15 protein-coding genes are annotated in these 11,878 nt (G+C 54.7%); 6 read left to right on the top strand and 9 right to left on the bottom strand.

Going from position 1 to position 11,878, the window contains the following annotated elements:
• Positions 1-306: 306 nt before the first annotated feature.
• From OC597_RS02485 to OC597_RS02465, 5 genes are all read right to left on the bottom strand, one after another.
• Entirely contained in the window at positions 307-879 is a 573-nt protein-coding gene (locus OC597_RS02485; protein WP_316044854.1) for a GNAT family N-acetyltransferase, read from the bottom strand.
• A gap of 10 nt (positions 880-889) precedes the next feature.
• Complete coding sequence (locus OC597_RS02480; RefSeq protein WP_262207285.1) at positions 890-1,273, bottom strand: hypothetical protein; 384 nt, start codon at positions 1,271-1,273, stop codon at positions 890-892.
• Positions 1,274-1,402: 129 nt separating this feature from the next.
• Positions 1,403-2,830, bottom strand: a complete 1,428-nt coding sequence (phoA, locus tag OC597_RS02475; RefSeq protein WP_262207284.1) for an alkaline phosphatase — start codon at positions 2,828-2,830, stop codon at positions 1,403-1,405.
• Positions 2,831-2,968: 138 nt separating this feature from the next.
• Positions 2,969-3,676 (bottom strand): glutathione S-transferase N-terminal domain-containing protein, encoded by a 708-nt coding sequence (locus tag OC597_RS02470; RefSeq protein ID WP_262207281.1) that lies wholly within the window; start codon positions 3,674-3,676, stop codon positions 2,969-2,971.
• Positions 3,677-3,739: 63 nt separating this feature from the next.
• Positions 3,740-4,423 (bottom strand): ArsR/SmtB family transcription factor, encoded by a 684-nt coding sequence (locus OC597_RS02465; protein ID WP_262207279.1) that lies wholly within the window; start codon positions 4,421-4,423, stop codon positions 3,740-3,742.
• Positions 4,424-4,504: 81 nt separating this feature from the next.
• Here OC597_RS02465 and OC597_RS02460 point away from each other — a divergent pair, with 81 nt between their 5' ends.
• The 3 genes from OC597_RS02460 (at position 4,505) to OC597_RS02450 (ending at position 6,579) form a co-directional block, all read left to right on the top strand.
• A complete protein-coding gene (locus OC597_RS02460) occupies positions 4,505-5,569 on the top strand; it encodes a cytochrome P450 family protein (RefSeq protein ID WP_262207277.1) in 1,065 nt (354 codons plus the stop codon).
• Positions 5,566-5,913, top strand: a complete 348-nt coding sequence (locus OC597_RS02455; protein WP_085115906.1) for an antibiotic biosynthesis monooxygenase family protein — start codon at positions 5,566-5,568, stop codon at positions 5,911-5,913. Before OC597_RS02460 ends, OC597_RS02455 begins: the two co-directional genes overlap by 4 nt.
• Before the next feature lie 174 nt (positions 5,914-6,087).
• A complete protein-coding gene (locus OC597_RS02450) occupies positions 6,088-6,579 on the top strand; it encodes a P-loop nucleotide/nucleoside kinase family protein (protein ID WP_261252045.1) in 492 nt (163 codons plus the stop codon).
• Between the two features lie 52 nt (positions 6,580-6,631).
• On the opposite strand, the gene cynS is transcribed toward OC597_RS02450, so the two are convergent.
• Positions 6,632-7,102, bottom strand: a complete 471-nt coding sequence (gene cynS, locus OC597_RS02445; RefSeq protein WP_012005966.1) for a cyanase — start codon at positions 7,100-7,102, stop codon at positions 6,632-6,634.
• 22 nt (positions 7,103-7,124) lie between these two features.
• Positions 7,125-7,778 (bottom strand): carbonic anhydrase, encoded by a 654-nt coding sequence (locus OC597_RS02440; protein ID WP_261252047.1) that lies wholly within the window; start codon positions 7,776-7,778, stop codon positions 7,125-7,127.
• A 114-nt stretch (positions 7,779-7,892) separates the two neighbouring features.
• Between OC597_RS02440 and cynR the strand changes: the two genes are divergently transcribed.
• On the top strand, positions 7,893-8,795 hold the full coding sequence (gene cynR, locus OC597_RS02435) for a transcriptional regulator CynR (RefSeq protein WP_262207273.1): 903 nt from the start codon (positions 7,893-7,895) through the stop codon (positions 8,793-8,795).
• An 82-nt stretch (positions 8,796-8,877) separates the two neighbouring features.
• On the top strand, positions 8,878-9,294 hold the full coding sequence (mchS3, locus tag OC597_RS02430; RefSeq protein ID WP_262207271.1) for an MchS3 family protein: 417 nt from the start codon (positions 8,878-8,880) through the stop codon (positions 9,292-9,294).
• A gap of 59 nt (positions 9,295-9,353) precedes the next feature.
• Here the strand turns inward: mchS3 and OC597_RS02425 are convergent, their stop codons facing one another.
• Positions 9,354-10,268 (bottom strand): LysR family transcriptional regulator, encoded by a 915-nt coding sequence (locus OC597_RS02425; RefSeq protein WP_261440512.1) that lies wholly within the window; start codon positions 10,266-10,268, stop codon positions 9,354-9,356.
• Between the two features lie 91 nt (positions 10,269-10,359).
• Here OC597_RS02425 and OC597_RS02420 point away from each other — a divergent pair, with 91 nt between their 5' ends.
• Entirely contained in the window at positions 10,360-11,169 is an 810-nt protein-coding gene (locus tag OC597_RS02420; RefSeq protein WP_262207268.1) for an isocitrate lyase/PEP mutase family protein, read from the top strand.
• A 54-nt stretch (positions 11,170-11,223) separates the two neighbouring features.
• Here OC597_RS02420 and OC597_RS02415 read toward each other — a convergent pair whose 3' ends face one another.
• Positions 11,224-11,655: a hypothetical protein gene (locus OC597_RS02415; protein WP_262207266.1), complete on the bottom strand. Its 432-nt coding sequence runs from the start codon at positions 11,653-11,655 to the stop codon at positions 11,224-11,226.
• Positions 11,656-11,878: the final 223 nt, after the last annotated feature.

Raw genomic sequence — 11,878 nt, 5'->3', positions numbered from 1 at the left:
TTGTTAACCATTTTTTTAACGAAAAGTGGATTATTACAGGCTGCCTGGGGACAGATTGTTCAACTCTGGTTACTGAGGGGATATTATTGTTTGCAATATTGTTAAAAACTACTTTTGTAATTAAAAAAAGCGGATTAAAGGCAGGAATAATTCATTTTTATTTATATTCAAATATAACCGCTTTATTAACAGGGTTTAATTGCCGCTGATTTAAACGATATTCTGCTATCACACAATATTTATGGAACAATTGCAAATGACTGCCGGTAACAAAAAACAAATGGCGGCCAGGATGCTGGTGGATGCCTAGAGGCGGTCTTGCTGCGTTGTCGGGTGCCACTCTTCTTTCAGCAGCGCAAAAATCAGTTCATCGCCCCATTCGCCGTTAAAACGATCGTTTTGCCGCAGGTGTGCCTCTTTACGCATCCCCAGACGTTCAACCACGCCGATCGAGCCGCGATTGGCGGCATCAAGGCGGGCAAATATGCGGTGAAAGCCCATTTCGGCGAATCCGCGTTCCAGTACCGACCTCACAGCCTCGGCGGCATAGCCTTTTCCCGCGTAGGCTGGGTTGAAGATATAGCCAATTTCCCCCTGCAGTGCGGCACGGTTAGCCAGCTTTAGCAACACTTCACCGATCAACTCCCCACTGTCTTTCAATGTGACGGCGCAATAAAAAACATCACCCTCCTCAGTGAAACGGGAAGTCACCGCCTGGGAAAGCAGGGTGGCCAGTTGTCCTTCGTCCGGTGTGGGGGCGTACAGGTAGCGATAGACCTCCGGCAGGCGGTGATAGGCCGCGTAGGCGTCGAAATCGGCAGGGGTAAAGCGGCGCAGTTGCAGGCGCTCGGTGGTGAAGGGCAGAGTCATCAAAGGCAAAAGCTGATCCTTATTTTCGGCTGGATTCGCAGTTTTTATTCAACAGGCTGGGGAACAGTTTTTGCGCCGTTGGGTCATCGGTCATGATACTAAGTGCGGTCACCTTCAGCTCACTGTGCAGCGTGGCGCTATTCACTGGGATCCCGTTGATCACAGTCACTAGTGTCTTGCCGATGTTGTTGCTGGACGTGGTTGCTGCCAGTCGTTGTGCCGCCTGCGGTTGCAGTTCGACGTTCAGCTGTACACTGTCGGGATTAAGCGGATCTTTAAGAATGAGGCTTAGTTTGCTGAAATCGCAGGCAGAATCAAAGCGTATCTGCACCGGGGAGGCGGCCAGGGTAGAGGTCGCAACCAACAGCGAACCGGAAAGAATAATCAAACGGAGTAACGCCATGAAGAGTCCTTCTCGAAAGCGAAAGTAGTCCTTGAATATAGCAGTTACACGCTGTTTATAAAGGGTAAAAACACCATTCATTGCCCGGAGTGCCAGCAATGAATGGCGTTACGATAGCTGGCTGTTAGCTTACTTAATCGCCATGGCGTCACGCATGGTATAGAACAGATCCGTCTGATCGGTTAGCCCAACCACGTTGGCAGCATGTGGACCGTAGGCGGCAACCCGCAGTTGAGTGCCGGTGTGCCCCTGCGAATCTTCTTCCGAGTTGCCGTAGCTGATGGTCATCGGTGCGCCATCTTTGGTGGTCAGCGTTTGCGTCAGGCCCGGGGCCTTGGCGTTGGTCGCGATAATCTGGCTGGAGTGGGCGTGGTCTGCGGTAACAATCACCAGGGTATTGCCATCGGCGCGGGCGAATGCCAACGCTTTCTGTACCGCTTCATCCAGGTCAACGGTTTCACCAAACTGGCCGCACGGGTTGGCCGCATGATCCTGTTTGTCGATCGACGCGCCCTCAATCTGCAGGAAGAAACCGTTTTGATTGGTTTTCAACAGGTCGATGGCTTTTTCGGCCATTACCGCCAGCGTTGGGATATCGGCAGTGCGCGCCGGGTTGTTTTCGCAGGTTACCGCCGACTGGTCGATATTGCCGTGATAAGTGGCTTTCGGTCCTTGCCAGCGCACCGGCATATTTCCGGCGGCAAACAGCCCGAGCAGCGGTTTTTGCTGATTAGCCACGCTGACGGCGTTCAGCGTCTCGAGGTTTTCGACCCATTGATAACCCAGCGCTGTTGCCTGGTCTTTCAGCGATTTTCCCTGCCACTCGCCACTTTTCGCTAACTGATTAAAGGATTTTGCCCCGCCGCCCAAAGTGACGTCGGCGCGAGCCTTGAGCAACTGCTCGCTGATGGAGCCACGGCCGCCGTTTTCCAGCGCGTTAGTGGCACATTTTTCACTGGTTTCTTCCGGGCCGTAACATTTGCGTGAGGTGACGTGGGAAATCTGCGCCGCTGGCGTAGCGTCTTGGAGCTCGGCGGTAGAGACGTTGCCGGTGGCTTTACCTGCCGCCTTGGCGATTTCCAGCAGTGTTGGCTGGTCTTTACCGTTGACGTCCACACCCAGCGCGCCGTTATAGGTTTTTACGCCGCTTGACCATGCGGTCGCCGAGGCGGCGGAGTCGGTCACGTAATCCGGCTTATGGGTTTTCTTGTCCAGCGAGTAATGGGTGTATTGGCCGGTCAGCGGCAGGGCATCGATGCCTTTAAAATAGCCGCCCGCGCCTTCGGCGTAATTGCGTGCCGAGGTGATTTCAGAATCGCCCATGCCATCGCCGATCAGCAAAATCACGTTCTTGACGGTTTTATCCGACAGTGAAGCTTTCAACGCGGCGGTCTGATCGCCACTCAGGCGACGTGCGCCACCGGGCTCAACAATGTTGCCACGTGCCGCACGCTCGGAAAGGCCCGCGGTATTGACCGGTGTTTCATCGGCGAAGGCGGCGGAACACAATAACGCGGATAATACAGCACCGGCGATCAGGGAAAGAGACTGCTGCATAGGGGAAAGCTCCTTTTCGAAATACAAAATTATAATTGGCATCAATTTGTTACGAAGGAGGGTAGTGCAGAGGTGTGACAGTTTTATGACGGTAACTGGGGGGGAAAGGATAGCCGGGCGGCTATCCCAGGGGATTCATTATTCGCTGCGGGCGGGAATATTCAGGCCGCGTTGTACCGCCGGACGCGCCAGACCGCGATCCAGCCATTGTCCCACCCGTGGGAAGCTATCGAACTCTACCAGCTCACGCGCTTCGTAGAAGCCGATCAGATTACGTACCCATCCCAGCAGTGAAATATCGGCGATGGTGTAATCCTGCCCCATGATCCAGTCACGGCCTTCAAGCCGGGTTTCCAGCACGCCGAGCAGGCGCCTGGATTCATTTTTATAGCGTTCCAGCGGACGTTTGTCCTCATATTCGCGACCGGCGAATTTGTGGAAGAAGCCGAGCTGGCCAAACATTGGGCCAACCGCCGCCATTTGGAAAAATACCCACTGGATGGTTTCATAACGTAGAGCGGGATCCTGTGGCAGGAACTTACCGCTTTTCTCCGCCAGATACAGCAAGATTGCGCCTGATTCAAACAGCGCCAGTGGCTTACCGCCGGGGCCATTGGGATCGATAATCGACGGGATCTTGCCGTTCGGGTTCAGCGACAGAAACTCTGGCGTCCAGGTTTCGTTTTTGCCGATATCGATCAGGTGCGGTTCATAAGCCAGGCCAATCTCTTCCAGCATAATGGATACTTTTACGCCGTTGGGCGTTGGCAGAGAGTAAAGCTGTAGCCTTTCCGGGTGCTGTGCGGGCCAGCGTTTGACGATCGGGAATTGGGTTTGGCTGAGCATGAAGAGTCCTCGGGTTGACGGTTTGCCTATTGAGTATTGCAGCAAAACTAACGCGGCGCAGGGTTAAAGCGTGAGACCAAAATGTGCTGTCAGCGCTTTTTTACCGGCGGCGGTGAGCTGCAGTTCACGACTTTCAAGCTGACGGCGGATCCAGCCGCGATCGATAAAGACGTTGAGCACCGCGGCACCCAGAGCGCCGCCAAGGTGGGCCTTGCGTTCGCTCCAGTCCAGACAGCCGCAGGCGAAGCGCCGCCGTGAAAGCGCCGCCGAACAGTCGACGCCCAGCCGGGTTAAAGCGGTGCGGCCAGCGTCCGTTAACCGGTAGTCTTCATCCCCCTCCAGCCAGGCTACTTGATGCAACCGGTCATGCAATTTTACCGCGATTTCTCCGGCCATATGGTCATAGCAGGTGCGGGCAAATTGCAATGAGGTTGGGGTACTGCTTTTCACTACCGGCCTTTCAACCCCGGCCAGTGCCATCAGCGTTTCCAGCGCGGCGGCCACTGCAGGCCCGGTCAGGCGGAAATAGCGATAGCGGCCCTGCTTGACGCAGACAATCAGCCGTTGTTCTTGCAGGCGTGCCAGGTGCCCGCTGGCGGTAGAGGCCGCGACGTCCACCGCCGCGCTCAGTTCGGTTGCGGTATAGGCACGGCCATCCATCAGCAGGCACAGCATACGCGCCCGGGTGCGGTCGGCAATGGCGGCGGTCAGGGCCGCCAGACGATCTTCAATATCGATGTTATTCATACTTCGAGATTAGACGAAGTATGGCTGTCAGGCTAGCGCTAGGATGGGTTTTCATACTGGTTCAGTCCAACGGAGAACATCATGTCAGTTTGCCCCATTTCCCGTGCCATTGCTGCCGTCACTTCTGACGATCCGCTTGCTGATTATATGCAGATGACACCGATAGCATTTCAACCCGACTTGCAGAGTTGGGTAGCCGCTTCTCCTGTGGTGGTTCGGGAGGTTTTGCACAATATTGACTTTGGGGTCCGTCCTGCAGCTGAACCTATCCCCACGGCCTTATTGAACACGCCAGCACAGCCCATTTTCGGTGCTCTGGTACGAATGCAGGAAGGTGAACAACAGCTCAGACTCAAAGAAGCCATTCTGCAGACGTTAACCTCCTTTAACCCAAACCGGGTCCGGCAAACCGCATTAAGCGTGGCGCGAGAGTTAATGCCTTCCATCCAGGACGCAAAGCAGATCACCCGTTTTAACTATGCCTTGCCGGTGTGTGTTATAGCTGCACTGCTGGGTATCCCTGCGGATGAGTGGTCGGAGTTAGTCGATGATATTCTGGATTTTTCCCGCTGTATTGCTCCGGGTGGCAGTGACCAGCAGGTGAAACGGGGGATCCTGGCCGTGGAGCGTTTAACGGCGCGTATTGAGGGTTGTAGTGGCCCGTTATGGCTGAGTTTGCAGCATTCATGCGCGATGCAAGGTCTTGATCGTCAGGTGGCAATGGCCAATGCCATTGGCTTGATGTTTCAGGCTTGTGAAGGGACTGCCGGCTTGATCGGGCAAGCGTTGTTATTGATGTGTAACCACCAGGGGAGTGCGCAGGAACTGATTAAAAAAGTCTTGTCCGACACACCCCCGATTCAAAACACCCGCCGCTTTGCTTTACGGGATACGCAAGTTGCCGGTTACCCAGTGCTGGCTGGGCAGAGCGTCCTGGTGTTGTTGTGCGCGGGGGACGAAAGTTTTGCTTTCGGTGAGGGTGCGCATCGCTGTCCGGGCACGGACTGGGCGAAAATGATCGCGCGTTGTGGCATTGAGCATTTATCCGCCTTGGGTATTGATCTGCAACTGCTGAACAATGTCCGCTGGCGGGCTTCGCAAAACGCGCGCGTGCCTGAATTTACCGCTGACAGGAGCTTATTATGATCGCCGTTATTTTTGAACTGCAGGCCGCCGACGGCCAACGTGAAACCTATCTTGATTTGGCGGCTGAGCTGAAGCCGCTGCTGGCGGAGATTGACGGGTTTATTTCCATTGAGCGCTTCCAAAGCCTGGCCGATCCGCAGCGGCTGCTGTCGCTTTCTTTTTGGCGTGATGAAGCGGCGGTGCAGCAATGGCGCAATATCGAAAAGCACCGTGCCGCACAGACGCGTGGCCGTCATGGCGTGCTGGCGCAGTATCGCCTGCGGGTGGCGGAAGTGGTACGCGACTATGGGCTGGATCAGCGGGAACAGGCACCGCAGGACAGCCGCGGCTATCACGTCGATTGACAACTCTTGGGGTTTATCTTATTGATATCTGATGAACAGAAATCGTTTTTCATTCGTGCAGATTATTATCACCATTCATAGAGTGGTGGGATAGCGCGTCTGTTTTAAGCGAAAACCCGCCAGTCAGGCGGGTTTAGCACTCCCTCCTGTTGGCAATATCCCCTGGAGGAACCCATGAAAAATCATTTCCCCACCGTGTTGCATTTGATGTGCGGTAAAGCCGGTTCAGGCAAATCGACGTTAGCGAACAACCTTGCGCAGCAACCTCAAACGCTGTTGCTGGTTGAAGATAGCTGGCTGAAAACGCTGTATGGACAACAGATGGCGACTTTGCAGGATTATGTTCACTACTCAGCCCGGCTACGCGAGGCGTTGAGTGAGCATATTGTGCAACTGCTGGGTCATGGCCTGTCTGTGGTGCTGGATTTTCCGATGAATACGCCGGATCGGCGACTGTGGGCGCGACAATTAGCCGAGTTGGCTGGCGTTGGCCACTGCCTGCATTTTATCGATGTCAGTGATGCGTTATGTAAAAGCCGGATAAAACTCAGAAATGAGCAAGGCGACCATCCCTTTACGTTAAGCGAGGAGGCTTTCGATCTGCTCACCCAGTACTTTGTCGCCCCTTCAGAAGAAGAGCGTTTGACCATTGTCCGGTATGCCTGAGTATCTGGAATGAGGCAGGCCCTGATTCGGGCGCTGCCTCATTATTTGTCGATTAGAAAGGCTTGGTCGGCAGGTATTTACCGTCGAGGGTGATCACCGCGCGTTCGCCACCGTCCGGATCCGGCACTTTTTTGATATCTAGCTTGAAGTTAATCGCGCTGATGATGCCGTCGCCAAACTGCTCATGCACCAGGGCTTTCAGCGTGGAACCGTAGATTTGCACCATTTCGTAGAAGCGATAAATGGTGGGATCGGTCGGCACACCGCCGGGGATGCTGCCGCGCAGCGGAATGGTTTGCAGCAGGCGAATGGCGTCTTCATCCAGATCCAGTTTCTCTGCCACCACGCGGGCGGCTTGCTCCGGCAGCGGATGCTGGCCCAGCAGGGCAGCGGTGACGAACGCCAGGCTTAAGCCGGTGCCCTGGTTAATCGCTTCGAAGGTCAGGTTTTTGCGGATCTTGGCCATCATAATGGTGTCGGTCAGGGTTTCGCGTGGGGATGAGTAGTGCAGTGACTGGGTCATATTGTTTCCTTAAGGAATGAAATTAAAAACGGGGTACGGCAGGGGTTGCCGTGACGTCAGGATGAGTGGCCAGCGGGATAAAACGACGGGTTTCGCCATCCAGCGCTTCAATGCCACCGCTGGCGATGTCATACACCCAACCGTGTAGTTTCAATCGCCCTTGTTCAAGCGCCACCGCTACGGAAGGGTGAGTTTTGATATTGGTTAACTGTGCGATGACGTTCTCGCGCACCATCGAACTGACCCGCTCGCCCTCGGTGGCATGCTGATAAGCCTGATTGACCGCCTTGGCGGAATCGGCATAGCGCAGCCAGTTAGCCACGGTAGGCATATGTTCCAGGCACTGGCAGGTGGCGATGGCGGTCATCGCGCCGCAGTCGGAATGCCCGCAAATCACGATATCTTCAACCCCGAGCGCGGCGACGGCATATTCCACCGACGCGGATACGCCACCGGGTTCCGGGCCGAACGAGGGCACGATATTGCCGGCATTGCGGATCACAAACAGATCGCCCGGTTCACGCTGGGTAATCAGCTCCGGTACCAGGCGGCTGTCGGAACAGGAGATAAACAGGGTTCGCGGGTTCTGCTGAGTAGCCAGCCGCTGGAACAGTGCCGTACGCTCGACAAATGCCTCGCGCTGAAACTTCAGAAAACCTTCGATAACCTCTTTCATACTGCCTCCATCTGGTTGCCGTTAAGCGATGGACGCATCATGCGCCGCTCTGGCTATAGGGTCTAAGACCCATTTATAATGGTAGCCATAGGAATTACCAATAATAGAGGCGTTATGCTGCTGCGACATATCCGTTATTTTCTGGCCGTTGCTGAGCAGGGCAACTTCACCCGCGCCGCCGAAGCGCTGCACGTCTCGCAGCCAACGCTGTCGCAGCAAATCAAACAGCTGGAGGAAACGCTGGGCACACCGCTGTTTGATCGTAGTGGCCGTGCGGTGCGGTTGACCGACGCCGGTGTTGCCTGGATGCGCTATGCCCAACTGGCGTTGCAGGATCTGGATGCCGGTGCGCGGGCAATCCATGACGTGGCAACGCTGGAGCGTGGCAACCTGCGGTTGGCGATGACGCCGACCTTTACCGCCTATCTGGTGGGCCCGGTTATCGATGCCTTTTATCGGCGTTATCCGGGGATAACCTTGAGTATTCACGAAATGACACAGGACAGGATTGAGGCGCTGTTGGCGGAGGATCGGTTGGATCTGGGTATTGCTTTTAGTCAGGCGCAACTGGCGGATATCGAGACCGAGGATCTGTTTAGCGAGTCGCTGAATATGGTGGTGGGCATTAATCACCCATTGGCCAAAAAGTACGAAGCCTTGACGGCGCAGGCATTTGAGCAACAGCCGCTGGCGCTGCTGAGTGAAGATTTTGCTACCCGACAGTTTATCGACGACTATTGCCGTCAACAGGGGATCCGGCCACGGGTTGCGGTAGAGGCCAATGCGATTGGTGCCATCATTGAGATGGTACGCCGTGGCTCGCTTGCCACGGTGCTGCCGGCGGCGATTGCCCAGGCAAATCCGCAGTTGCGAGTGATGCCACTAGTCACCGCCATGCCCGTGCGCCGGGCGGTATTGCTACAGCGTAAAGATACCTATCGCAGCGCGGCGTCACGGGCGTTTGTGGAGGTTTTGCATCAGCAGGATTGGATATCGGCGCAGTCCAGCACGGTATAAAACCGGCTGAATACCGTGCTAGTCTGGCGTAGGCAACCTGTCCGATCGTCACGGTCATTCAATTCTGAATAGGGAGGTTTTTATGCAAAGGATCTTGAGCGTTATTACTTTGGTTTTGGTTTCTCTCTGTTCCCTCTACGGAAATGCCGCTGAGCAAAGCCGTGAAGCGACAGAAAAGAATCTATCCAGGGTTAGCCATTTCTCTTTGGGAATGAATGGCTTTGTTGGTATTGGCAGTGCTGGAGAGACCGATTTAATAGAAATTCTCACCTACCAGGATGCGGGGGCCGTTTTCTTGCGTATTGCCAATAATCCGCAGGCAACGCCAGAAGCTAAACTTTATGCTGCCTGTGGCTTAAAAAAGCTAAATAACAAAAACGGCGAACCCAATCTCACCCCAATGTGGGATAAAGAAGTTTCGGTATTGAAAGGGGATGTTTTAAGGAAAGAGAAATTTAAAGATGTCTATTTCAGTATCTTAAAACATGGGTGCTGGTGATTTCTTTTTTGCAGAAAGCGCATTAGCCGGGAATCCCCCGGCAGATGGATAATGCCTCATTATATTTTGGCGCTTTGCAGGCATAACTCTTGCTGCCAGCGGTGGCTCAGAAATTCGACCAGTGCCCTCGCCGCCGGCCCCACAGGCCCTGGTGGGTAAACGGAATAAACCCCAGTCTCTCTGCCCGTCCATTGCGGCAACACCTGCACCAACTCGCCCGAACTGATGGCGTCGGCCATGGTCACAGCGGAATGAAACGCAATGCCTTGCCCGTCGAGACAAAACTGTTTAACCGCATCGCCATTGTCTGCACGCATTCTGCCCTTAGGGCGAAAGAGGGTTTCACCTTCAACGCCAAACAGGCGCCATTTCTCACCGTCATGACTCGCCGTCGAAACCAGACATTCGTGCCGTTGCAACTCCTCCAGGGTTTCCGGTATGCCATGCTGTTGCAGGTAGTTCGGTGCGGCGACAAGAATGCGGCGATTATTGAGCAGTTTGCGCGCCACCAGGCTGGAATCAGGCAGGCGGCCGATACGGATGGCCACGGCCACGTGCTCCGCAACGATGTCGACATAACGGTCAGTCATCAGCATATCTATCCGTAACTGGGGATATTGGCTCATAAAAGCCGACAGGTGCGGCGCAACGTGAAGACGACCAAAAGACAGAGAAGTGCTGACTCGCAGCGTTCCCCGTGGCTGACTTTGCTCATCGCGCATTCGCTCATAGGCGATGCGCAACTGCTCAAGTGCAGCGCTGCAGTCGGTAAAGTAACGCTGGCCCGCGTCGGTAAGCGACATGGCCCGGGTGGTCCTGTTGATCAACAACATATCAACCTGCAGCTCAAGTTTTTTGACCAGACGACTGATGGCCGAAGGCGTCATATTGAGCATTTGCGCCGCCCTGGCAAAGCTTTGGTGTTCCGCCACGGCAACAAAGACTTTCACCAGATGCAGGGAAGGCTCTTCCATTCGTTCTCCTGAGGAATGAATATCTGAAATTCGCCGCTATTATCATCCAGATTGCCGGTGGTTAGAATACGTTTTTTATCGGGAGAATTTTATGGATCTCAACAATAACGCCACCGTTTTTGCCCGTTTACACTGCCAGCCACACCCACTGCGCCTGCCCAATGCCTGGGACGCCGGTAGCGCATTGTTGATTGAAAGCCTTGGTGCGGCGGCGATCGCGACCACCAGCGCCGGTGTTGCCTGGTCACTTGGCTATCGTGATGGAGATAAGCTACCGCTGGAGCCGCATCTGGCGGCTATCGCGGCGATAGCTCGGGTGATTAAAGTGCCGCTCAGTGTCGACATTGAAGGCGGCTATGGCACGCAAGCAAACAGCTTCGAAAATGTGGTTGCCCGCTTTATTGATGCCGGAGCGGTTGGCATCAATATTCAGGATGGCGCGGACTCGCCGCAAACGTTGTGCGAAAAAATCAGCCGGGCGCGCAGTGTTGCGGAGCGAATGGGCGTCAGACTTTATATCAATGCCCGCACGGATGTTTATGCGCGCAATCTGGCTCCTGCCGCCATGCAAGTTAATGAGACGCTGGTGCGCGCCAAACTTTACCGTGACGCTGGGGCCGACGGTCTGTTTGTTTTGGGCGTGACGGATCCGGAGCAGATCCGTGATATTGCCGACAACACGGATCTGCTACTGAATGTGATCGCCTGGCCCGGCCTTCTGCCGGCTGACCGGCTTGCTGAACTTGGCGTTCGGCGGGTGAGTGTTGGCTCATGGATCCCGCAAACCCTGTGGGCAAATACCGCTAAATTAGCTGCGGGTTTTCTGGCCGACGGCAACTCTGAGCCGTTGTTTACAGATGCGGCAGCTTATGCACAGATCAACGGCTGTTTCCCCGATTAACCCATCTGCTTGCCCGTTGTAGATATACCATTGTTAAGTTCGCACAGAAACAGGTTATGCCAGTGTACTCCAGCGTTGCACCAGCCCCAGCAGGTGAACCAAACCGACGCCAAGGCAAATCAGTGAGCAGACGATAATAAAGTGGTTGCTGCGGCCGGTTCCACGTAAAGCTAAGGGGCCGGCAATAGCGCGCAGCAGGTAGATAAACGTGATGAAACACAGCACTGGCCGCAGTAGTGGCAAAGGTGGTACGGCTCCAGCGCCTGAAAGTGCATAGGCTGCCCAGATCAACAGCACCGTAGCGATGCCCGCCGTTGCCACCGCAGGAAATATTTTCCCAGCCTCAGCGGCACGAATAAAACGTTCACCGGCGCCAAACAGGCGGTAGCCGCGTGGCCCGGCTTTAATAACCCAAAGGTGTAACAGGGCAGCGATAACGCTTAATCCTGCCCCTATCAGCAGCGCAGAATTATAGTGATTCTCCATGACTATGTTCTCTTTTCTGGATACGATTCAGGCCTGAATACTAGCCCATAATGGCTGACTTACCCGGGTTTATCCCTCAGCGTGAGTGTCTTCAATCCAGCTATAACATTAATCCTGAGTCGGGATATGACAGGAAACGGAGAATGAGCGGCAGTTTTCGTTGTCAGGGGGAAAGCGTGTTTACTCTGGTGTTGCCAGCCATGGTGGCTTTATCGATGGCAAT

Source organism: Serratia proteamaculans (assembly GCF_946227095.1).
GTDB lineage: Bacteria > Pseudomonadota > Gammaproteobacteria > Enterobacterales > Enterobacteriaceae > Serratia > Serratia proteamaculans_E.
Note: the sequence above shows the minus strand (reverse complement) of the source record. Positions and strands in the feature narration are given on the sequence as shown.

Excerpts from the sequence above, each read along its gene's own strand:
- OC597_RS02480 (WP_262207285.1), bottom strand. The coding sequence starts at position 1,273 with ATGGCGTTACTCCGTTTGATTATTCTTTCCGGTTCGCTGTTGGTTGCG.
- phoA (WP_262207284.1), bottom strand. The coding sequence starts at position 2,830 with ATGCAGCAGTCTCTTTCCCTGATCGCCGGTGCTGTATTATCCGCGTTA.
- OC597_RS02470 (WP_262207281.1), bottom strand. The coding sequence starts at position 3,676 with ATGCTCAGCCAAACCCAATTCCCGATCGTCAAACGCTGGCCCGCACAG.
- OC597_RS02465 (WP_262207279.1), bottom strand. The coding sequence starts at position 4,423 with ATGAATAACATCGATATTGAAGATCGTCTGGCGGCCCTGACCGCCGCC.
- OC597_RS02460 (WP_262207277.1), top strand. The coding sequence starts at position 4,505 with ATGTCAGTTTGCCCCATTTCCCGTGCCATTGCTGCCGTCACTTCTGAC.
- OC597_RS02455 (WP_085115906.1), top strand. The coding sequence starts at position 5,566 with ATGATCGCCGTTATTTTTGAACTGCAGGCCGCCGACGGCCAACGTGAA.
- OC597_RS02450 (WP_261252045.1), top strand. The coding sequence starts at position 6,088 with ATGAAAAATCATTTCCCCACCGTGTTGCATTTGATGTGCGGTAAAGCC.
- cynS (WP_012005966.1), bottom strand. The coding sequence starts at position 7,102 with ATGACCCAGTCACTGCACTACTCATCCCCACGCGAAACCCTGACCGAC.
- OC597_RS02440 (WP_261252047.1), bottom strand. The coding sequence starts at position 7,778 with ATGAAAGAGGTTATCGAAGGTTTTCTGAAGTTTCAGCGCGAGGCATTT.
- cynR (WP_262207273.1), top strand. The coding sequence starts at position 7,893 with ATGCTGCTGCGACATATCCGTTATTTTCTGGCCGTTGCTGAGCAGGGC.
- mchS3 (WP_262207271.1), top strand. The coding sequence starts at position 8,878 with ATGCAAAGGATCTTGAGCGTTATTACTTTGGTTTTGGTTTCTCTCTGT.
- OC597_RS02425 (WP_261440512.1), bottom strand. The coding sequence starts at position 10,268 with ATGGAAGAGCCTTCCCTGCATCTGGTGAAAGTCTTTGTTGCCGTGGCG.
- OC597_RS02420 (WP_262207268.1), top strand. The coding sequence starts at position 10,360 with ATGGATCTCAACAATAACGCCACCGTTTTTGCCCGTTTACACTGCCAG.
- OC597_RS02415 (WP_262207266.1), bottom strand. The coding sequence starts at position 11,655 with ATGGAGAATCACTATAATTCTGCGCTGCTGATAGGGGCAGGATTAAGC.